Annotated in this window: 13 protein-coding genes; 4 read left to right on the plus strand and 9 right to left on the minus strand. The window is 47.2% G+C overall.

From position 1 onward, the window contains the following. Positions 1 to 6: 6 nt before the first annotated feature. Positions 7 to 1,803, minus strand: a complete 1,797-nt coding sequence (locus tag EZ315_RS09535) for a glycoside hydrolase family 43 protein (RefSeq protein WP_170957505.1) — start codon at positions 1,801 to 1,803, stop codon at positions 7 to 9. A gap of 269 nt (positions 1,804 to 2,072) precedes the next feature. Between EZ315_RS09535 and EZ315_RS09540 the strand changes: the two genes are divergently transcribed. Then, complete coding sequence (locus EZ315_RS09540) at positions 2,073 to 4,538, plus strand: glycoside hydrolase family 95 protein (protein ID WP_135471849.1); 2,466 nt, start codon at positions 2,073 to 2,075, stop codon at positions 4,536 to 4,538. Positions 4,539 to 4,614: 76 nt separating this feature from the next. Here the strand turns inward: EZ315_RS09540 and EZ315_RS09545 are convergent, their stop codons facing one another. Together EZ315_RS09545 and EZ315_RS09550 are read right to left on the minus strand one after the other, a co-directional pair. Then, positions 4,615 to 9,153 (minus strand): translocation/assembly module TamB domain-containing protein, encoded by a 4,539-nt coding sequence (locus tag EZ315_RS09545; protein WP_135471850.1) that lies wholly within the window; start codon positions 9,151 to 9,153, stop codon positions 4,615 to 4,617. A 105-nt stretch (positions 9,154 to 9,258) separates the two neighbouring features. Continuing rightward, complete coding sequence (locus EZ315_RS09550; protein WP_135471851.1) at positions 9,259 to 10,362, minus strand: TlpA disulfide reductase family protein; 1,104 nt, start codon at positions 10,360 to 10,362, stop codon at positions 9,259 to 9,261. A 190-nt stretch (positions 10,363 to 10,552) separates the two neighbouring features. Between EZ315_RS09550 and EZ315_RS09555 the strand changes: the two genes are divergently transcribed. Then, positions 10,553 to 11,653: an ISAs1 family transposase gene (locus EZ315_RS09555; RefSeq protein ID WP_135470077.1), complete on the plus strand. Its 1,101-nt coding sequence runs from the start codon at positions 10,553 to 10,555 to the stop codon at positions 11,651 to 11,653. A 99-nt stretch (positions 11,654 to 11,752) separates the two neighbouring features. Here the strand turns inward: EZ315_RS09555 and EZ315_RS09560 are convergent, their stop codons facing one another. The 6 genes from EZ315_RS09560 to EZ315_RS16360 form a co-directional block, all read right to left on the minus strand. Continuing rightward, positions 11,753 to 13,195, minus strand: a complete 1,443-nt coding sequence (locus tag EZ315_RS09560; protein ID WP_135471852.1) for a RagB/SusD family nutrient uptake outer membrane protein — start codon at positions 13,193 to 13,195, stop codon at positions 11,753 to 11,755. A gap of 20 nt (positions 13,196 to 13,215) precedes the next feature. Beyond that, positions 13,216 to 14,871 carry a TonB-dependent receptor domain-containing protein gene (locus tag EZ315_RS09565; protein WP_135471853.1) on the minus strand — a complete coding sequence of 552 codons (1,656 nt, stop codon included), beginning with the start codon at positions 14,869 to 14,871 and terminating at the stop codon, positions 13,216 to 13,218. A gap of 278 nt (positions 14,872 to 15,149) precedes the next feature. Further along, a complete protein-coding gene (locus EZ315_RS09570; protein WP_135471854.1) occupies positions 15,150 to 16,778 on the minus strand; it encodes a SusC/RagA family TonB-linked outer membrane protein in 1,629 nt (542 codons plus the stop codon). 44 nt (positions 16,779 to 16,822) lie between these two features. Further along, positions 16,823 to 17,656 carry a FecR family protein gene (locus tag EZ315_RS09575; protein ID WP_170957506.1) on the minus strand — a complete coding sequence of 278 codons (834 nt, stop codon included), beginning with the start codon at positions 17,654 to 17,656 and terminating at the stop codon, positions 16,823 to 16,825. Between the two features lie 1,180 nt (positions 17,657 to 18,836). After that, on the minus strand, positions 18,837 to 19,295 hold the full coding sequence (locus tag EZ315_RS09580; RefSeq protein WP_135471856.1) for a hypothetical protein: 459 nt from the start codon (positions 19,293 to 19,295) through the stop codon (positions 18,837 to 18,839). Positions 19,296 to 19,385: 90 nt separating this feature from the next. Continuing rightward, entirely contained in the window at positions 19,386 to 19,547 is a 162-nt protein-coding gene (locus tag EZ315_RS16360) for a hypothetical protein (protein WP_170957507.1), read from the minus strand. A gap of 413 nt (positions 19,548 to 19,960) precedes the next feature. On the opposite strand from EZ315_RS16360, the gene EZ315_RS09585 reads away from it, so the two are divergent. Together EZ315_RS09585 and EZ315_RS09590 are read left to right on the plus strand one after the other, a co-directional pair. Then, entirely contained in the window at positions 19,961 to 20,353 is a 393-nt protein-coding gene (locus tag EZ315_RS09585; RefSeq protein ID WP_135471857.1) for a hypothetical protein, read from the plus strand. 4 nt (positions 20,354 to 20,357) lie between these two features. Next, the gene (locus EZ315_RS09590; RefSeq protein ID WP_135471858.1) at positions 20,358 to 22,376 is read left to right on the plus strand and encodes a hypothetical protein; all 2,019 of its coding nucleotides are present in this window, start codon (positions 20,358 to 20,360) and stop codon (positions 22,374 to 22,376) included. Positions 22,377 to 22,383: the final 7 nt, after the last annotated feature.

Genomic DNA, 22,383 nt, shown 5'->3' on the forward strand with positions numbered 1-22,383 from the left:
AGAGGGTCAATAGCTGACACGGAAATAGTCAAAGTCGGCATGCCCCCCGAGATTACAGGTAGGATAATAGAATAGACCGAAGCGGTAACCCATGAAGTCGGGCCATTCATATACCATCTTGAGTGTGTCGCCGAGCCGGGTCCATGATTTTCCGTCCATACTGTAGGAGAATGTTGCTGTGTCTCTTTTGTCATAACCGAAATCGCAGTCAGCTTTAAGATATACCTTGTCGCTTTTTAAAGGTGATTCTGCTATAACTTTACCTCCGGCATCATCTTTTGCGGTGGCACGTCTCATCTGTATGTATCTTGTGCCGTCGCGCATGGTTATTCCTATATATCCGTATCGGTTGGCGAAAAGAGTCAAGCCTGCATAGTCGCCATCCTTCATCCCTGATGCGTCAATATATGTGACAGCGGAGCTTTGCGGGCCGAATGTGCGTTGCGTCAGTGTGTTGCGTGCCTCACGTATATTGTTGGCTCTGATGCCTCCTTTCAGTCTGAGCCATCCTTTGCGATCGGTGAGTGACCATAAATTATTGTTGGGATTGTGGTTCCATTGCCATTGCAATTTCAGGTTTGATCCGTTATAGCCGTATTCATTCATGGCTATAACTGAGTCTATAGCTGTTGTGTTTCCGGCATTATCTGATATTATTTTATTCAGATCCTTTATTGTTATGCCTGATGTGACCGGAGAGTTTGTGTCCTCCTCACGGATTATAAGTCTCCTGGTCCCATTGTCGAAATTATCGGATGTAACTATGTCGGTTGTTCCGACGGCATTTCGATCACCTGGCTTGGGAAGTATTTCGTTCACAGTTTCTCCGTTATTGCCCAATACAGGCCACCCGTCATCGGTCCATGTCACAGGGATAAGTACCGGGATGCGTCCTACAGCTCCATTGTCCTGAAACAGCAAGGCATACCATTTTCCGTCGGGAGTGTCAACAATGGCACCTTGCGCTATACCGCTTGATGGCATAACTTCAGTCCCGTATACGTTGATGATCTGACCTTTGTAGAACACTCGTCTTACTTGCCATGAGTCGGGATCGTTTATGTCTTTTCCTCGCCACACTATCTGTGTGCGGCCGTCACGCAGGGAAATCATGAAAAGATATATCTCATTGCCTATCATAAGGCTTTGGGCTCCTTCTACCCATACATCCGGGCGTCCTTCGTGGTCGCAGTCCTCTTTCCATAGCATTTCTGGACCGAGGGTCACGTCAAAAGTTTTTTCATCTACAAATATTTCACGATAGCATTCGCGTTGCTGCCCATATAGAACCCATCGGCGGTTGCCTCGTTCCGGACCTTCGAGCAGAAGTCCGGGATCATAGCATTTTTCAATGTCATTACGGTGCCACGGACCGTTTACAATATCGGATGTGGAGAATATGTAGGACTTTCCGGTTGATTGGCATGCTGTTATTACAAAGAAACGTTTAAGAGTCTTGTCATATCGGATGTTTGATGCCCATGAGCCTGCTGCATAATCATTCTTGCCGTTTTTCAGGGCGAAAGCATCAGTGGTTTCAAGTTGTGGATAACAGTAGTTGATTATTTCCCAGTTCACCAGATCGTAGCTTCTCATTACAGGAATGCCGGGCGACATGTGCATAGTGGTGCTTACCATATAGTATGTGCTGTCGACACGAATGACACACAGGTCAGGCACGTCAGCCCATATTACCGGGTTGCGGAATGTTCCGTTGCCAAGATCGCTTGCCGGATAGGTGGTTTCAGCTATTATTGTAGAGGCTGCGCATCTTGCCGGACAAGTGCTTGTGGCAAGTAGCATGCCAAATACACTGCAAATTAATTTTACTGGATTCATTATAGTGAGAATGATGATTTGTCTGTATGCAAAATTAGTGATTTATTGTAGGATATGTGTCTTCAATAGTTTCAGTAATATGCCTATTCGTCTATCCCATGGCTCATTTTTATTCATATCTGTAACATGCATGCTGTCCGTTGGGGTATAGTATATCAATTAGATTCTGATTTGGCGCATGTTGGTTGGTATATGAATAAAGATTGCTATTTTTGTCAAAAAAATAACAATGCATGAATAATATGTTGACTACACGTGTTTTTATGATGTTGTCTGTTCTTGCTGTTTCGATTTCGGCAAAAGCAGACGATAATGAGATGCGCTTATGGTATTCCTCTCCTGCGAATGAATGGGTCGAGGCTCTGCCGTTGGGTAATTCCCATATGGGAGCTATGGTATATGGCGGCATTTCTGAAGAACGTATCCAGCTCAATGATGAGACATTCTGGAGCGGGCGTCCATATGACAATAATAATCCCGACGGTATTGCTCATCTTGAAGAGATCAGGGACCTTGTTTTCCAGGACAGGACAAAGGAAGCTGAGGATCTTATAGCTAAATATTATATGACCCCGCAGCATGGGATGCGTTATCTTACGTTGGGAGAGGCGACTTTGACATTCTCCAACAATGATTCTGTGTCAGGATATTTCCGTGAGCTTGATTTGAACAGGGCTGTGGCAAAAGTATGTTATAAGTCAGGAGGTGTTACTTATACACGCCAGGCTATAGCTTCATTGCCTGATGGTGTGGTGATGATAAATATCGCTGTCGATAAGCCTGGTGCTCTGAATTTCAGACTGGGTTATGACGCTCCTGAAGGATCATCGGTAAAGACTAAACGTGGATACATGCTTGTGACCATCCCGGGAGCTGAGCAGGAAGGCATACCAGGCGGGTTGCGGGCTGTGTGTGGCATAAGGGTTGTGACTGACGGAGCTCTTTCAGGCACTCGATCCTCGGTTGACGTTTCGGATGCCACAGAGGCTACGCTATATATTGCTTCTGCAACGAATTATGTGAACTATAGCGACATAAGCGGGAAACCGGAGCGAGAGGTGGAGCGCCTTCTTTCTGTTGCAAGTAAAAAGGATTTTCCGAAAGCATTGGATGAGCATATTAGTGCTTACAGAGAGCAGTTTGACCGTGTTAAACTGGAGCTTCCATCCGCATCTAATTCAGCGGATGAGACCCATCGGAGAGTGCTGAATTTCAATTCCGATTACGATCCGTCGCTTGTGGCACTGTTGTTTCAGTATGGAAGGTACCTTCTTATTTCCGCATCACAGCCCGGAGGCCAGCCTGCCAACTTGCAGGGTGTCTGGAATGCGAGCCAGCATGCGCCATGGGACAGTAAATACACTATAAACATCAATACAGAGATGAATTACTGGCCTGCTGAAGTGACCAATCTGTCGGAATGTCATCAACCATTGTTCGATATGATTGAGGACCTGTCAAAGACCGGTGCAAAAACCGCCAAGGTGCTTTATGGTGCTGACGGATGGGTGGCTCATCACAATACTGATCTGTGGCGAGTGACAGGTCCGATCGATTTTGCTGCATTCGGCATGTGGCCCAATGGAGGGGCATGGCTTGCCACCCACCTGTGGGAACATTATCTTTTCACCGGAGATAAAAAATTCCTTACCAAGTATTATCCTGTAATAAAGGGTACCGCTGATTTCTATCTGAGTCATCTTGTGGAACATCCTTCTTTGGGATATCTTGTGACGTCTCCTTCTATGTCGCCCGAGCATGGATATACGGAGTCGTTCATTACAGCCGGATGCACAATGGATAATCAGATTGCCTATGATGCGCTTAACAACACCAGATTGGCGGCAGAGGCTCTTGGGGTAGATAAGGAGTACCGGGAAAAATTACAGGATGCTATCGACCGTCTGCCACCTATGCGCGTGGGGCGTCACGGACAATTGCAGGAGTGGCTCGCTGATGCTGATAATCCTCGTAATCAGCATCGTCATGTTTCCCATCTGTACGGTCTGTATCCGAGCAGTCAGATAACTCCCTATACCGCTCCGGCGGCATTCAAGGCTGCGGAGACTACACTAATCCAGCGTGGCGACATGGCTACAGGCTGGAGCATAGGCTGGAAAATCAATCTTTGGGCGCGATTGCTTGACGGTAATCATGCCGACCGTATCATACGTAATATGATAACCCTACTTTCAGGTGATAAAAATCAGTTTCTTGCTTCGGGCGAGGATGAAGGGAGGCTTTATCCGAATCTGTTTGATGCACATCCGCCGTTTCAGATAGATGGCAATTATGGCTTTACGGCAGGTGTGGCAGAGATGCTTCTGCAAAGTCACGACGGGGCGTTGCATCTGCTTCCCGCTATTCCTGACTCGTGGTCGGAAGGGCGTGTGGACGGACTTAAGGCTCGCGGCAATTTTGAGGTGGATATGTCATGGAACGGAGGGCAACTCTCGGAAGCGTCAATAAAATCAAATATAGGTGGCAAGTTGCGTATCCGTTCGTATGTTCCGCTCATGGGTGACGGATTGCGTGAGGCTGAAGGAGAATGCGGCAACCCATTGCTACGGAATGTAAAAGTCAAGGCTACGGAAGTGTCTCCCGAGACAATGGTACGATATCCTGTGGTATTGCGTACGTATGAATATGACATGGAGACTTTACCTGGGAAAGTCTATAAAGTGAAACGCTTACAATAGAGGTATAAGTGAGATTGACTGATAAAAGCAGGTGGGGTGAAGAGCCCTTAGCCTGCTTTTATTGTTTGGTTTCTGATTATTCGTCTAATTTTACTTCATAGCGTGTTGACTTTTTATTGATGGAGTCGTTTGGGATTGCTGTCTTCGTTGAATCGTTTTCAGCCTTTGAAGGATCATTCTTCTCCTGTCTCCGCTTATTTAGCTTGTTTTTTATAGGACGCAGGAATGAGAATATGTTGTCGAAATCACGCTTGAACACAACTCCTATGCCTTGTGTGGTGAGCGCGCTTTTCAGATAGTAGTTCTGATCATTATAGCGGTTGTAGGCTTTGAGCTGTATGGTGCCGAGGCGGTTGAGGAGATAGCGTATGTCAAAATCGCCAATGAAACTGTTGTTGTTGAGCGATTTGTCACGGTATCCGAGATTGCCATTGAAGAGCAGGCGATTGTCAAGCAGCTGGCTTGACAGTGCTACATCTACTTCAACGTCAGAGAAGTCGCCGCGGTCGCTTCGTATGGCAGGTGCTATGCTCCAGTTGTCGCTAAGCTGTCCGAGCATTGAGCCCAATCGAGACGACAGGGTAGAGGATGCCACCGACACAAGTTCGTTGCCATGTGTTGTAGCCATATACTCAGGTGTATAGAATCGATTGAGTGCAAGCAGGTATATAATCTGTCGTGACATCATTTCATCAGTCGAAATGATTGAGCGCACCTTGCGGTAAGTGTCGGCGGTGAGTGTCGGAAACTCAAGGTCGAACTTTATGTCGGGCTGTCGCATATCCCCTGTCACAATCATTATTGCGTTTACTTTCACATTGGTGCGTGTCAGTTCACGGTCCTCAAGGAATGATTCGTCAAGATCGCTCAGATTGGCATTAAGGGAGTATGCTGCACGGATATTCAATTGTGCTGCATAGGGGTCCCCGAGAAATGTTATTTTGCTTCCTTCAAGGATAGTGAAATCCTTGATAATAATGTCCTGTAATGTGAAATTGTAAGAGCCGCGGTTGAGAGTGTACTCTCCGTACATCTCTAATTCACCGTCCGAGGCATAATTCATGCGTAGATGCCCTGAGCCATGGGCTGTGATCTTGTCTCCGCCTATTGGGTCCATTATGAGATTGAGTGTGGCATCGGGCGTGATGTCCACATTGAATTCCATGGCATAGACAGTGGGTGCGCCTTGCTCCTCTTTCTTGATGCGTTCTCTCAGCAGCTTTATTATAAGTTGGGTCGGATCGAGAGCGGCGACAGAGTCTTTTTTCCCTTTGTCGCGGTCACGCAGGGTTATGAAATCATATTCTACCGAATGTGCGGCATCGCTGAGCACGAAGGTGAAAGTTGATTTAGCGGAAGTACGCATGTTCACACCTATGTCGATCTTTCCCGGCACACCTTTCACTTCTGCCGAACCTGAACCGTAGATGCGTCCGTACCAAGGATCATCAGTGTCATGTTCTCCGACATCGTATACGAGCATATCCCTTACATCGGTTATTTTGAATCTGAATGCCGGGTCATGGAAATATCTGTGAGTTACCTCTCCGGATAGTTTTGCCTGGTTGCCATATTTGTCCTTGAGTATAACATCATTGAATGTAATGACACCCGGGGTTATGTGAACTGAGTCGGATACAGTGTAGACCGTGTTGGTGAAATCGAGCTTCATCCCGAGGTCCTTTACATATATGTCCCCTGAGAGGTCAAGGTCCTTGAATGTGCCGAACAGACGTGCGTTTCCCGATATGAAGCCGTCAACTTTTGAAGTAAATGCCGACATGAACGGTAGCATGAAAGCCGATGGGGCTTCGTCGGCAGAGAAATTGAAATCAAGTTCTTCGCTCATAGGCATTATTTTGCCTGTTATTCTTGAGTGCTTCCCATTGAGCTGTGTGATGTCGGCTCCAATTGTGATTGTTTTTGTATTGTTGTCCCACCAGCTGTGGATATCTCCCAGTCCGAAGTTGCAGTTGTTGTAGCTCAACCCTTCCACGAGCAGGCGAGGAGTGTAGAGTATCGGGTCCTTTGAGAGCAGAGATTCTCCGAAAATCCGTCCAGTGGCTATTCCTCCGAATTTTACGGCGTCGCTGAGTGCGAGAGTTTCGAACACGTAGTCAAGATCAATATGATCAAGCACCACTTCGAGCCGGCTCAGGGAGTCAACTCCTGCAACCCCATTGATGGCAAGGGTCTGCCCGCTGCGTGATGCTCCGAGATTGCTGATATTGATTCTGCCTGGATTCACGGTTATTTCAGCAGGGGTGACATTCCATATGGAGTCATTGAACACCACTTTTCCCGGGGCGACTTTAATGTCTGTGAGTAGGGCATTGTCATCATCTCTTGAGAATGATGACACGAATGAGATGTCTCCGCTGAATTCCGCTTTTCGGTCTATGCGCCAATTGATGTCAGTGGCAATCCTGTCGTCGGCACCTGTCGATTTGATTCTAAGATCCAACTGTCCGTTTTTGGTTGGGACGAGGGTACTGAAGCCTACATGGCAAGTGCTGTCGTTGGCATCGATCGCAGCTGTTAGGGAGGTCTCCTCAATCAGTTTGTCTTTCTGCTTGAGATATGGTGCGCTCAACAGTAGTCGCGCCATATTATCCTTGTCATTAGTGGAGGCCTCAAGTTTTATCGGATGGATTACTTCGACTGGAAGTTTGAAGAATCGTGATATAGCGGTATCCGGATTTATAGTAAGGTGTAGATCGGCATGAGTGCTGATGTTTTCTGAACCATGCTCATTCGGAAGCAGTGATGGGAATATTTTGGCAGTAAGCTGCTTCATGTCTTTCACGAGATTAGGGAAAGTGAAGTCGCCTTGTAAAGAGAGATTGATAGGTCCGCCGGCGGCAGATACCGTGCGGATCGAGTCCTTGATGGCGGATGAGATGTTTACAAGGTCGAGATCAAGATGCCTGTTGTCATGGTTGTTAGAAAGGTGGAAGTCCTTTACGTTCAGCCATCCTTCCATAAGGTCTATACTTTTTCCCTTTACCGAGGCGTCAATCCCGGCTGAGACATTATAATCCCTATATGCGCCGTTCGATATGAAAGGTGACAAGGATATGTTGCGTATATCGGCATAAAGTCCGGTGAGCGGCTGGTCACCTCCATTGTCATATTCTCCGCGCAGGGAGAAATCAGCATCCGGTGTATTGCTGTCAAGAGTGATATCGATATGTTTTCCGGCAAAATTGGCTGTACCTGCTATGTCATTGTATGCCATATCTTTCCATATGGCTGTGGCTATATTTAATTCGGCGGTGCCATCTATGGTTCTGTTATGTCCGATTGAAAGATCGACTGACGATTCAAGTGTCAGTTCTGTGAGTGGTGCCAGCTTGGGATCCAGTCCGGAAGGGTTGAAGCCTGATGCAACAAGTTTGCCATCAATTTTCAGTGGAGTCTGATCGGACTGGCGCATCACTCCGGCGTCGAGGTCGATACTTCCGTTTGATGTGATTATTGATCCTTTGAAATCGAGATTCCTCTCTGTGGCAGCTATCTGACCAAGCAAATTGATATCACCGAGACTTGATAACGGTTTGAGGCGGTGGGTCAGATCAGCTCCTTTATCGCCGAATCTGCTTATAATAGCAAGAACTGACGGGACATTTAAGCTGACGTTTATGTTGTCAAAGTCGAATGCCAGGGAATCACGCCCATGATTGTATCCGCTTATTATTCCTGACATGTGGATATGGGAATTGTTCTCGCGTAGAGATACGTCAAGACGATTTATATTGACCTCATTGGCATCGCCTTCAGTGTCAAGTTCCAGATCGGCCGTAAGGTCAAGCCCTTCAAGGTCAGGAATGAGAGGGGAGAGATCTTCTGTAGAAATGTGGGCGTCAGGAAGAAGTGTTATTTGGGTGTTTATGTCCCTGTAGTCAAATCCTTTTGCAAGAGGGGAACTGTTTATTTCAATATTGTCGAAAGCCAGTGACGATTGTGGCATATGGATTGAGAGGTCGGCAAGTATTGCCTTTTTGGTATCCATATATAGCTTTCCTGAAAGCGAGCTCAGTACGAGTCCCGATTGCTCGATTGCGCCCATTCTTTTTATCTGGGCGTCAATAGCTTCATTAGAGATGCGGGGTGCCCTTAGGTCGGCGCGGATTTCGCTTAATGCTATGTGATTGCTGTCAAATATCCCTTTCCCTTTGTATGGTTCCGAAAGGATGTCGTAGGATATTGATGACTTTCTGATCACCACCATATTGACAGCCAGATCGAATGATGAGTTTTTGGATGGCTCTTTCTTCTTGAATCGTGCGATTATTGGGTCGATATTGAGAGGTGCTCCTATTGAGTCGCGCCATAGCCGTGCCTTAAGGTCGATTATCTCGGCGTAAGTGATTACGAAGCGTTTGTTCCAGAGTGACTCATTGATGCTGACTCCGGCTCCGAGATTACCTATGCTGAGTGCTTGCTGTCCGGTAGTATCGTTGACAGTCACATCCTTGAGGACAATACGAGTGAAAGGGGAGTATTCCACTTTTCCTATGCTTACGTCCGTACCGAGTAGTGTGGTCAGTTCCTTCTCGGCACGATGTCCTAAAGCATTTTGTATGCCTGGTATGGAGAGTAGTATATACAGCAAAGCCGGTACTGCCAAAGGCAGCACCAGCAATATTACTAATATGAAGCGAAGAATTTTATAAAATGTCCTCACAACAGTATGTGCGACAGGTTGTTATGGCTGACTTTAGAGGCATTTTGCCACTGCGGAGTCAAGATCGGCGATATCAAGCACGCGCTGTACGAGTTCACCGTTGCGGTTGAATACGAATGTTGTCGGTAGTGATCCTACATTGTACTGCTGTAGCACCTTGCCACCTTCGGCTACATTGTTGAGCACGGTTACCCATGGCAGATTCTTGGCTGTCTGTTTCCATGCATATTCATTTTCGTCAACAGACACCTGATATATCTCAAGTCCCTGTGGGTGGTATTTCTCATACACTTTGTTTAGTTCCACATTGAATGCAGGTGACCATTCTGCTGCATATGCTGTGAAACTGAGTATTACAGGGCGTCCGCTCTCAGTGAGTTCAAGGAGTGAGTGTTTTTTCCCTGTATGGTCGAAAAGTTCTATTTCAAATGCCTTTATGAGTTTTGCCTCGATTTTAGGTCCTTCAACTTTTATCTGACTCGGTTTGCGGTTGCTCAGATATAGTTTGGAAAGATATTTTGTGCGTGGATCATTGGGTCGGAACTGGTTGAATGAGTTTGCTACCGCCCCGATTATTCTATGGTCAAAAGTCTCGGAAGGATTGAACAATGGCATGTTTCCTATACTCTTGCTTATGATGTAGTAGCTTACGACACATGATGGATCAGCGAGAATCATTTCTCCGAGTTCTCGCTTCATGTTCTCGTCATTCACCACTGCATTCACGCCGTTGTGCGCTGCCGATGCTGTGAGCATACTGTCAACCTTAGCGAGATTGACAGCCTGAGGAGTCCCGGATAGAGTGTGGTTCGCTGCTATGTCGGGGGCTGTGGCATTGATTGTCACAGTCTCAATGCTGTCGATAGGGAAGTACACTGAGCTTTCACCTACACGCAGACGATAGATGTCGGGGTAATCCTGTGCGGCTCCTGCATATTTGAGTTTACCGTCCTTTGAGGTGCTGATTGTGTCGATCACGTACCAGTATCCCTGGTTGTTGCCTTCGAGTATTACATTGTCATTCTCTCCGAGACCGTCGATAGTGCCGTTGAGATGCCACTGTGGACCGTTGTTTGAACATGATGCAGCTGCAATGGCAGCCATGCCGAGGAGGGCGATACGGTATATGGATTTCATGTGCTGTGTTTGTTTCTTAATGAATGCAGATGCAAAGTTAATGATTTCCCTGCAATAATCCCACGTATAGACTCTAAAAATCAGGGCTGGCGCATGAGATTTAACTCAAATTCAGTCAAAAATTCACCTGATTATGTGAAATAAACTTTCAGATATTGCATATGTTGCTGAAAATGGTTATATTAGAGGTATGCAAATAGAAATTTTCAGCAAAGTAAAAGACCCGCGCGACTTGGGCAAGGTTAAACATGAGCTTGAGGATGTGCTCCGAATGGCACTCATCGGCGTGTTGTGTGATTGTGAGGACTGTGACGACATATCGGATATGGTTACAGACCGAGAGGAAGAATTCAAGGCCGCCGGATTGCTGAAGCTTAGCAACGGTGTCCCGTGTGGTGACACGATACTTCGTGTTGTAGAGTCTGTCAATCCCGCTCAGCTCCGGGCAAGTCTTGATTGCTGCCGAGGCCACATAATCGAATCCCTGTGCGGCAATCAGGTCATCATTGACGGTAAGAAACTGCGGGGTGAAAATCCCAGGAGTCCCGGATGCCACGGACTGTATATCCTCAATGCGTGGGTATCTGAAACAGAAATCTGCGTTGCCGAAAAGCCGGTGGATGGCAAGACCAACGAACTTACGGTTCTGCCGTCCGTATTGTCCTCTTTATGGCTTACAGGGGCATTGGTTTCAGTCGACGCAATGGGGACCCACCGTAATATCGCAGAACAGATCATACTCCAGGGCGGCGACTATCTGATGGCGCTTAAAGACAATCAGCCGATACTCAAGGGCCTGACGGAGAGTATCTTTAGTAGCACTACTCCAATATCGGTATACACAACCGAGGAAAAGGGGCACGGAAGAGTTGAGAAGAGAACCTGTTCAATTATGGATACGACACTTTTGGAACAGGAGGGAATGTACGAGAAGTGGCCCGGTCTTAAACGTATCATAAAGATGGAGCGTGAGCGTACTGAGAACGGTGCCCGCTCGCGTGAAACAATCTACTATCTCAGCAGCGTGGAGAAAGATGAGGCTTCTTACTATGCGATGCGTATTCGTGCGCATTGGGGTATCGAGAACAAACTACACTGGCATCTCGACGTGACGTTTCAGGAAGATATGTGCCGCGTACGCGCCAAGAATGGCGCTGTCAATTTTTCAGCGATGCGCAAGTATGCATTGGAAATGCTTAAAAAGCAGAACGATAAACTCAGCCTTAAACGAAGACGCAAAAAATGTATGTGGAGCACTGAATATCTGTACAAAGTCTTTAAGGATAGTTAAATCTCATGCGTCAGCCCTGTCTAAAAATAAAGAGATAGAGGATGTATGAGCATCCTCTATCTCTTTATTTTTAGAATTGAACTACAGACATGACGTGTGTCAGTAGTTCTGGGTTATATTGTTGTTGAGTCCTGTCACATTCTGAGGGAATGGGAAGATCCATAGGTTTGATTCGGGAGAGAGGGTGTAGGTGACACCTCCGATCTCCCTTTTGTAAGTCTCTTTATAGTCATCCAGGCGCGACCACCTCTTTTTGTTTACAAAGTTATAGTAGGTGAAAATGCATTCTCCGTGGGATGTCTGTTTAAGATGTCTTATTGCTTCGGCCTTGTCGGAAACAGAGCCTTGTAGCGGACTGTATTTCTGAGGATCGATGCGTTTCTCTCTTATTTTGTCGAGATATCCCATTGCTGAGTCGTAATCATTGTTGTTGATTGCGTTTTCTACAAGAATCAGATACATGTAGGTTGTTTTGAGTCCAATAGAGTTCCAAGAAGAGGTCAGATCCCATGTGCCGACTAAATTCATGCCTAATGATGTTGCCACAGGGCTCATAAGTCCGTCCCATGCAGTATGTTCGGTGAGGAACTTTTCTTGGATAGCATGTCCTTCTTCCAGAAAATCCCAGGCTTCATATGGGATTCCGTTCCCTGCCTCAAGTGTGATTAGCGAGAAGTAATCTTCCTCACAATCAAGAAGGGGGCGATATAGGATTTCAATGGGTAGATTAAGAAGCATTGAATTATAAGTGGTGGTCATAGTGTTATAATCTACTATGACATCATTTATGTCAAGAGCATTGCGGGCAGCTTTTGTCGCTTCATCGGAATTCTGCATTGACATAAGTACCATAGCTTTTGCAGCATATGCACAGGCTTTGTTCAATCTCATGCGATTGATGGCTCTATCGGGAAGTCCGTTGATGGTCAATGCCAGATCTATGTCGGCAAGGATATGCTCGTAGACATATTGTAATGAGCGTTTAGGTTGTGGCTCAAGGATGTTGTCGGTGTCAAGCACATATGGTATTGCCGGAGTAGTAGCAGCATAGGAGATATCATAGGCTTTTGCAAACTTCTGAACCGCAATATAATGGAATATTGCGCGATTGAGAAGAGCCTCGCATTTTATGAGGTCTTTTTGGTCCTGGCTACCTGTCACAAAGTCCACTCTTGACAATATAGGATTGGCTATGCGATTTATGCGGTTATAGCATCGTGAGTACACTTCATCATCTGCCATCAAATCGGCAAGCTGAGAGTCATGTCCATCTTCGTCCCATGACAGCAGAATGGACCAGCGAGTCTTTTCTGATCTGTTCAGCAGGTCTATAACATTTTCTGATTCATTGTATATACAGTCTCCGCTCAACACTCTGGTATCGGTGACCCAGCAATCATAGTCATTGTTAAGGATCATTTCAAGTTCCTGAGTTGTAGAAAGTATATTTTGACCTTTAGGTTCTATTTCAGTGAAATTGGCGCATGAACACAGTAACGATACTGCTCCAAGCATGAAATATTTGGATATATTATAGTTCATGATCGTTTATATTTTCAGCATTAGAGATTGATGTTGAGTCCAAAAACATATGAGCTTCTTCCTCTGTGACCAAGAGTCTCCGGATCAATGCCGATATTATTCTTCACCCATATTGCTTTCGGATCATTGATCTGGAATTGCAGCTGACAGTTGTTGATGCCATATTTTCTGAGCCATGCCTCAGGCAGATTATAACCGAGCACGATGTTGCGTATCTTGATGAAGTCGGCATCATGCACTGCTTTATTGGAGCTGGCCGCCTCGCTCCCTACCGATGATGATGACTGGCATCCGTAACGGCCTATGCCTGGAGTGTCAGTCCTATTTTCAGGTGTCCAGGCATTTAGGAAATAGGAGGCTATGGAGCTGTCGGGGATACCATATACATCATATTCAGCGAGCGCACGCATCTTGTGTCCGCCGTAATATGCCATCAGTACACTGAGTGTCATGCCTTTCCATCGGAAAGAATTCTCCATGCCGACATTGATCTTAGGGTCACGTTGACCTGAATATTCGAGAATTTCAACGCTATGGGTGCTCGCATTGTGTGCGGTACCACCATTCTCAATTTCCCATAGTGTCTGTCCTTCTTGTCCGGCAGCTTCACTTATCCCGGCGAACTTGTAGCTCCATATTGCTGATACAGGATAGCCTGTTTTAAACGGAGTCGAGATCTGTTCCCAAGCTTTGGTGGCAGGAGTCTCTACATCGGTCACTATATTCCTGTTATGGGCAAGAGTCATGCTTGTTGTCCATCCGAAACAGTTACGTCCATGTGGTGCGACCCAGTCGTAGGATACGGCAAGTTCTATTCCACGGTTGCGTATTGAGGCTACATTTGCGTTCATGGATGGGAATCCGGCAGTGGCGTCAAGAGTCTTGCGTGAGAAGATGTCTTTTCCAACTTTATTATAATAGTCGAATGATCCGCGCAAACGGTAATTTAGCAGACTGAAATCCATGCCTATGTTAGTGGTTCGGTTCTGTTCCCATTTGAGATTGGGGTTTGCCGGATTGCTGATTGTTGCATATGGCAGTTTCGTGTGGATATTCACACCGTCGGTTTTTGCTGTCAGATAGCTTGTGGCTCCCTGATAGATATTACCTGTGACACCATAGGAAATCCTGAGTTTAAGGAAATTCATCCATGTAAGATCATGTGCAAAATTTTCATTGTGCACATTCCACCCGGCTCCTGCCGACCATAGAGGTTTGCCTCGGAACCGTGAGTTCAGCCCATAGACATCAGCATAGTCCTTGCGGAACGAACCGAATATGTTGTAACGTGAGTCGTAAGTATAGGTGATATTGGCATATCCCGAAGCATAACGGTGGTGCTGTTCAAGTACAAGACCCATATAATCGCTGAAATAGTATGAATAGCCATAACTATTTGCAGGGTAAGTCGCTTCGTTTCTGCCTCGTGTCGTACATATGAAGTACGGTGAATTAGCCAGGGTGCTCATTATGCCGAAATCCACTGTCTGGGATACGCCAGTCTGTAGATTCTCGTCATAACCGAGGATCACTGACTGGGTGCCGTTGGTTGTGGTCTCTCTGAATTCGAGACCAGCTATGGCTGATACCTCATGTCTGTCAAAGAATGAGCGTGAATAATTGACCTGACCGCGTGCTGTCCAAAACTCGCCTTTGTTGTTGGTGGTCTGTAGCATGCCTCCTCTTTTGGGATATAGTATTTGAGCGAGCCTCCATCTTCATAAGCATATGCGTTGCGCAACGAACGGGCGGCGTGGCTTGATTTTTCTATAGTCCATTTTTTCTCGGTGTTTTCATTCTCATAGGAGATTTGGGCTGAGGCTGTGAGTCCGGGTAGAATCTTAAAAAGCAATTCACCATGATAGCGCATGTTCTGACGTTTTGTGTCAACGTAATTTTTATAATGCTCATCTATGATATTGACTCCTAAGTCCTCCATGCCGTTCTGGAGAGTCTAGTATTCATTTCCGCTGTATCTGTAATATATGGGGCGGATTGTGGAGTCGTCGTTATAAAGTTGAGTGTATGAAGGCATGCTCCAGATATCGTCATATCCGGCTGTTGCATTGGAGCCAAGGTCGCGTTTTTTGTTGTATATTCCGTTGATGCTTACTGTTGCTGTGAGCCATGATGTGAGGTCGTAGCTTCCCTTATAATATATGTTGAGCCAGTTATTGTAATTGTTGATACGACCGGCGTTGTCTTTTTTGTAATTGATCACAAGATTATTGTGCATCTTTTCTGTTGATCCTCGTAGCGCGAGATTGTATTGTTGTAGCACTTGTCGGCGCAATACGGCTTTGGCGTAATCTCGTGCAAAATTGTTGTTTTTTAATGAGCTGAGAGTGCTTTCGAGATCTGTCTGAGATATATTGCCGAGAGCTCGTTGATAATACGCGTTCCTTACAGGAGAAATCATATGTCCCAATGAGATTGCCGAGGCTGTGTTCTTTATAGGATCGGAAATTTCGCCGTCATTGTTAAAGAAATAGTAATCATAATAATTTGATTCAAGATCGACTTGTTGTTCAGGTGTCATATAATGATTGTCGGCATAATCGACATTCAGGTTCTCATATATGGTGAGGTTGGCTGAAAAGTCTATGTCAATCTTGTCGTTTTTTCTTGCGTTTTTTGTAGTGATTACTATGATGCCGTTAGAGGCTCGTGCTCCGTATATTGCAGCGGCTGCGGCATCCTTGAGAACGTTGATGCTCTCTATGTCGTAAGGGTTAAGATCGGACAGGGACCCCTCGATAGGCAATCCGTCCACAACAAGCAGAGGTGAGGTAGAAGCATGCAGAGTTCCGGTGCCGCGTATGATGGGTCTGCCGCCGTAGGTTGATAGACCGGCTACACGACCCTCAAGATTGTCAAGGATGTTTGGGGTGTATCGATCTTTCAGTTTTTCGGCATTTATGGTGGTTACCGAACCTGTCATCTTTTCTTTCTTTATGTCCTGATAACCGGTCACCACAACTTCGCTTATCATATTGGTGATTTCATGCATTATGATGTTCATGACTCGTTGTTCTCCTACCATTTGGGCTTGCGGCTCCATTCCGATCATGGAGAACATAAGCACAGAATGGGCGTCAGGCACTTTGATGTTGAATAGTCCGTTCACATCAGTGGCGCACCCTTCATGGGTGGATGCAATTATGACTGAAACACCAGCGAGTGGTTCTCCGGTCGAGTCAATCACTTTTCCAGATACTGTGAGTTGGGTGTTTTCAGATCTTGCAGATGTGATAGGTCTGATCACAATGATATTTTTTTCGATACTGTAAGTCAGGCCTGTGCCTTGAAGTATTACAGACAGTGCCGAGTCAATCGGCACGTTGTGAAGATCGATATCTTTTTGTCCTCGGTTTTTGATTTCTTCATGGTTGAAGAGAAATTTGTAGCCGGGGTTTTCCTTCCGCATTTTCTGAAGGATGTTTTCAAGTTTCATTTCCTTGGTATGCAAGGAGACATTTTTGGTCTGGGCTGACACTGTCGCACACATCAATGATGCAATGGCTATTATGACCATTTTTATGATGGATAGCGGAGACTGCAGCCTGATAAAGACTTTTCCCATGTGATAAAAATAAGATTAGAAGATGTGAATGATTTTGGTGGAGCTTACTTTCTGGGGCTTACCTTCACTGTTTGTCCCTTGATTGTGAATTGTACTGATGTCGTCATTTCTATCAGTGATAGTATTTCTGAAAAGTCAGAGTAGCGTTCCAGATCACCTGTGAAATGAAGATGTCGTAGTGAAGTGTCGGTATATATGAAATCGGTGTCGTACCAGTCGGAGAGCTGTGATAGTATCTCATGCAGTGGGCGGTTCTCGAATACGAATAGTCCATTGACCCATGAGCAATATGTGTCGGGGTCAACATCGAGTGTGCGCATCTGGTCGGAGCCGCGTGTGATCCTTGCCTGCTGTCCAGGTGATAGCATATAAGTAGAGTCATCATATTCCACAGCTATGCTTCCTGACAGGAGTGTCACCTGTTGGGAATGGTCGCGTGTGTAGGACCTGACATTGAATTCTGTTCCATAGACTTTTATGTCAGATATTGATGTTTTTACTATGAATTGACGTTGAGGATCTTTGGCTATTTCGAAATAGGCTTCACCGTCGAGTTCTACGATACGGCTGTCGCTGGAGAATGAGGTAGGGAAATGCATTCGTGTGTTGGCGTTGAGCCATACGCGCGAACCGTCAGAGAGGGTTATGTTGTATTCACCGCCTCGTGGTATTACGATTGTGTTGACGGTGTTGATTGGGTTTGTGTTATTGATGAGATATGAGCATGTCACTGTGCCATCGGCAATTGAAAGAAAACCACTGTTTGGATCAGGTGTCAGTCGACGATTGGTGGCTGCGTTTAGTTCGAGAGTGTCTCCGTCGGGAAGGATGAGGCATGCGCGGGATGAGCCAGGGTGTATTGACTGATGTGAAAACATTGTGTCAGATACGGAACGGACATCTTGGCTGGAGTTGACGGTTAAGTATGCTGCCAGTGTTATCAATACGCCAGCCACTAATGCGGCTATCGAATATGCTGTAAAGCGGAGATGTCTTTTGTGTGATCGAGTAACGTAATATTCCGTAACACTGTCAAATTCGGATATAAAATGAGTAATATCGATTTTTGGGGCATTTAATGGTTTTTCTTTCCAGGCTTTTGCTGCACGGTTGAAATATTCAGCATGGTCCGGAGATGCATCAAGCCATCTTTTCAGCTGTTGCTCTTCGTTGTATGTAATAGGCTTTTTATTTAGCTTATTTGCAATGATGCGCCATTCAATTGTATTTGAGTATAGTTTGGTTTCCATTAAAAATATAGGTGTGGCTATCGTTGTTTTATATTGATATACACCTATATACGGGCATAAAAACGAAGCGAGCAACGGTGTGAATGTCGGTCGGTGGCTTAATTGGTTGACTGCAAGCGTGATGAGGGGTTGAGTGGTCGGGCGCGCCGGAAAAACGAAACGTGCAAAAAGTTGAAATTGCTTTAATCCGGGTTGAATTTTGGGGCGCGAGCGTTTAATATATCTTTAATCGAGGTTTAACCGGGCTTTAACCGGCTTTAATTTTGAGCGGCTGCATGGCTGGTTTTCGCCGGCTGTGTGGCCGCTGCTGCGTCGCGCCCTGATAAATGGCCGCCTGAGGCTCAAAAGCGGCTAAATTCAAGCGTTTGGCGGCTCTGTGGCTCATTCTATCGCCCGGGCAGAGGGGTAGGGGAGAGAGCAAGGCAGCGCGCCCATGGCGGCGAATGACCGACGGGGAGGGGCGGGTGTTTAACGGTGTTTAATGGCCCCTTAAATGGTGGCCGCTGCGCCCAGTTCCGGGAGGAGTAAAACAGGGGTGGGGGGAGTGGTCGAGATTGTGCTCGTTTCGTACCCTTAAATCGGGTTGGGGATACTGTTGGGGATACACTTGGGGGTACATACGCACCACCCTACCGACCCCCATAATGTCAAAATCGCGGCTTAAAAAGGCGTTTTTTGAGGTTTTAACACCCCTTTAATACCAAAAATTAGCCGTTAAAATCGGTGTTTTCGGAGTGTGTAACTTACTGATATTAGGCGCATAATCCGTTAATCGGCTCAAAAAACGAGTAAAAAACACGAAAAACGGCTATTTTGGGACGTATGCGGAGGGGTTGCAAGCCACTTTGTAAATGTGCATGATGTTCTTAATATCTTCGGGAGTAAGCATACGGGGGCATTTTCCGCGTGCATGTTCTATTTTGCAAAATTTAATGGCCGTTTTAATATCTGAACGTGTGGGCTTGCGTTCGATGACTTCGTTTTTTGCGCTTTCAAGGTATCGTAATAATTGCCTATCTATATAGCCGCGGTTCTTGCACTCTTCAAGTTGATAGATGGTGTTGACCAAGAAAAGGACACTCCAAATTCGGCCGTGCCTATCCAATCGAGCCCCACGAATAGTCAGGCGTTTTCGGCGCTGTTCGTAATACTCGCGTGGCTTGACCGGTTCGGAGGGGTCTATCGTTATATTTATAATCTTGCGTGTGTGCTTTGTAGTTGTTGACTGCTTGGGTTGTTTGGGCTGGCGGCTCTTTACAATAGCCATTACAACGCAGAAAACAAAAAATATAATAAGGGCTGTAATCATGTCAGTTTAGTGGGCATGTGGTTAGTCGGTACTTTTTGCAGAGCTGGATCATGTTGCAGCTCCGACTGGTTCCGGGACATGGCGGAGAGTAGAGGCGTTTTTTCCGGCTTCAAGGCGTTCAATGGTGTGGCGGGCTTGCTCCAGTTGTTCGCGAAGCCGCCCGAGTTCCTCTGCTTGTCGTCGGATGGTCTGTTCCCGGTCGTTTAGCATGGTCAATAATTTGTCCTCCAACGTGAGCGGTGGGACAGGCGTTTCTATTGGGGTTGTTGACCTTAGCATCTCCCCCACTCCGTTAAGGAGCCAATCGGGGGATAAATCCGGGTATAATTTTAGTATTTCGGCTATTTTATCGCTACTTAGAGCACTGTTTTTGCCCGCCCCCTTAAAATTAGAGGGCGAAGCACCTATCGCCTTGTAAAAGTCCGCTTTAACCTTGCCCGTCGCTTCAAGGTAGGACAAAATTTTCTCTTTTATAGTCATTTTTTTGCTCTTAAAATTTTGATAGGTCAAAATATTGTCCTATCTTTGCAGCGTATTACCACAGTAACGGCCTCAAAGGTACAAAAAAATGACCGGATAGGCAAGAGCTGGAAACGACAGAAACCACAAAAAAGTAAAAGGATATGAGAACAACCTCCCCGCGTTACATAGACGCAAGCAGAGAAGCCACGGCAAAACTTGCCAAGGCGTTCAGGGTTACAGATAAGTTTGTATATCTGTGCCTCACTTACAGGAAAAACAGCGAGACCGCCCGAAAAATTCGTTACACGGCGGTTAATGAGTATGGAGCTACGCCGATGGCTCATTATCCGGAGTGCGAGACCCTGCACGACACAACCGAGGACGGCCGCCAGATAATGCGGCAAGTGTTCAATAACGGCGCTATACTCCGAGCCGACAAGCGCACCGGCGAAGCGTGGATCACTAACCGCCGGGGCAACGTGGTGGAACGCCGCGACCGTATAACCCTGCTTGATGACCTTTACAAGTTGCAGGTCATGGCCGAAAATCTTTGAAGCTATGGAGGTAATCGACGGAAAAGTATGTATAAGCCACGAGGAACTGACGGGACGCATTATAACGACTTCTAACCTGAAGGCGTTAGTGCGCAAAGGTCAGGTCGTTCAGGTGCAAAGAGGCGGCAACGGGCGCAAAGCATTGTTTGACGTCAATAGCCTACCGCTGAAATGGCGCACGGAGGTTTACCGGCGTTATCCTGACTTGCAGGAGCAGGCCGAGAGCAAAGAGTTTGTCGACACGATAGAGCCGGACGCCAAGGCGCTTGACTTTTTCCAGACCTACAAGCTGGCCGACGGCAGGAACCTGCCCGAGGACAAGGTGCTGGAGTATGCGAGCAACGCGGCAGTTATGAACGCTTTCCGCAGATGTTGGGAGGCTCATGTAAGCAAGCGGAAGCGTACCGGTAAAAAGGCGGTGGCGGCTAAAGAATTTTGGGCGCGAGCCGCGGCGGCATTGCCGAGACTGGCCGACGCTTTCCCTCACTCACTGCCCGGGAGTGCCCGGAGGCTGCAAATGAAGTTTGCCGAGTATCTGCAAAAGGGTTATGAATGCTTTATAAGCGGCAAATATCTGAACGGGAACGCCGCCAAGGTAGCCGACGAGCAGCAGGAGCAAGTGTTGACCGCATTGCTGGCCCACCACAACAATCTGCCCGACACGTTGGTTTGCGAGGGTTACAACCGCTTTGCAGCAGCCAAGGGGTGGAAACCTATAACCCCGGGCGCCGTGGCCGTATGGCGCGAGAAACTGGGCACAGTGATAAGGGCCGGCCGGTTGGGAGTGTCGAACTTCCGGAACCATGTAACAATGCAGGTGAAGCGCAGCCGCCCGAGCACTCCGTTCCTGATGTGGTCGCTTGACGGCTGGACTGTAGAGCTGCTGTACCAGGCCACCAAGACCGACAAAAAGGGGCACAACATAACGACCTACACCAACCGCCTGACCATGGTTGTAGTGCTGGACGTGTTCAATAACTACCCGATAGGCTATGCCGTAGGGAGCCACGAAAGCCCCGAACTGATAAAGCAGGCATTACGGGACGCAGCGCGCCACAGTCGTGAGCTTACCGGCGAAATGCTGCGAGCCACACAGGTACAGAGCGACCGCTACGCCATAAAGACCATGCACGACCTTTATGCCGTGATGGGTGGCAAGGTAACGCCGGCACAGGCGCACAATGCCAAAGCCAAGCCCGTGGAGCCCTACTTCAACTATCTCAATACACGCTACTGCATACGGTGCAACAACTGGTCGGGCTTCGGCATAACCAGCGACCCCAAGCGGCAGCCGAACAGCGACGCGCTTAACCGGATGCGCCACGACTTCCCCGACGAAGCCGGACTCCGCGCCCAGATTGATGAGATGATGAGACTGGAGCGCATGGCCAAATATGAGGAAATGATGGCCGGATATGCGAAACTGAAGCCCGAAAACCGGCTACCGCTGAGCCGTGAAACCTACCTGCTTAACTTCGGAGTAGAAACCGGCTTTAAGAACGTGCTCGAGGGTTGCGGACTCCGCCCCACAATATTGGGCGTTAAGCGTGATTATGACTGCTTTGACCTGAGTTTCCGCGACCATGCCGCCGAGCGGTGGACCGTGAAGTATGACCCCGACGACCTGCGGGAGGTGCTTGCAGTGAGCGAGAACGGGCAACGCCGCTACATGCTTGAGGAAAAGTATGTGCAGCCGATGGCCTTAGCCGACCGGCAGCCCGGGGATGCCGAGCAGTTGCAGAGAGTGCGCGACTATAACAAGCAACTGGAGACCCGGACAGCCGAGCGCATGGCACTGGCCTACACCGCCACCGAGCAAATCATAGCCGGCACCCCGGCGCTTCGCGGCAGCATAGAGGACCGGCTGCTGATAACCGACAGCCGGGGACAGCACAAAGATAACCGGAGCCGCAAACGGCTGACCGCCGCCGACATTGACGCGCTGGAGGTCGAGGCAATAGAAGTGCCGATAACGGCGCACGGCGACAGTGATACAGAAGAATTTAATTACAGTAATTTTTAAGACGTAA

This window comes from Duncaniella freteri (assembly GCF_004766125.1).
GTDB lineage: Bacteria > Bacteroidota > Bacteroidia > Bacteroidales > Muribaculaceae > Duncaniella > Duncaniella freteri.

Bases quoted from the DNA above. Each gene is read 5' to 3' on its own strand.
- EZ315_RS09535 (WP_170957505.1), bottom strand. From the start codon at position 1,803: ATGCTACTTGCCACAAGCACTTGTCCGGCAAGATGCGCAGCCTCTACA.
- EZ315_RS09540 (WP_135471849.1), top strand. From the start codon at position 2,073: ATGAATAATATGTTGACTACACGTGTTTTTATGATGTTGTCTGTTCTT.
- EZ315_RS09550 (WP_135471851.1), bottom strand. From the start codon at position 10,362: ATGAAATCCATATACCGTATCGCCCTCCTCGGCATGGCTGCCATTGCA.
- EZ315_RS09555 (WP_135470077.1), top strand. From the start codon at position 10,553: ATGCAAATAGAAATTTTCAGCAAAGTAAAAGACCCGCGCGACTTGGGC.
- EZ315_RS09560 (WP_135471852.1), bottom strand. From the start codon at position 13,195: ATGAACTATAATATATCCAAATATTTCATGCTTGGAGCAGTATCGTTA.
- EZ315_RS09565 (WP_135471853.1), bottom strand. From the start codon at position 14,871: ATGCTACAGACCACCAACAACAAAGGCGAGTTTTGGACAGCACGCGGT.
- EZ315_RS09570 (WP_135471854.1), bottom strand. From the start codon at position 16,778: ATGGGAAAAGTCTTTATCAGGCTGCAGTCTCCGCTATCCATCATAAAA.
- EZ315_RS09575 (WP_170957506.1), bottom strand. From the start codon at position 17,656: ATGTTTTCACATCAGTCAATACACCCTGGCTCATCCCGCGCATGCCTC.
- EZ315_RS09580 (WP_135471856.1), bottom strand. From the start codon at position 19,295: ATGGCTATTGTAAAGAGCCGCCAGCCCAAACAACCCAAGCAGTCAACA.
- EZ315_RS16360 (WP_170957507.1), bottom strand. From the start codon at position 19,547: ATGCTAAACGACCGGGAACAGACCATCCGACGACAAGCAGAGGAACTC.
- EZ315_RS09585 (WP_135471857.1), top strand. From the start codon at position 19,961: ATGAGAACAACCTCCCCGCGTTACATAGACGCAAGCAGAGAAGCCACG.
- EZ315_RS09590 (WP_135471858.1), top strand. From the start codon at position 20,358: ATGGAGGTAATCGACGGAAAAGTATGTATAAGCCACGAGGAACTGACG.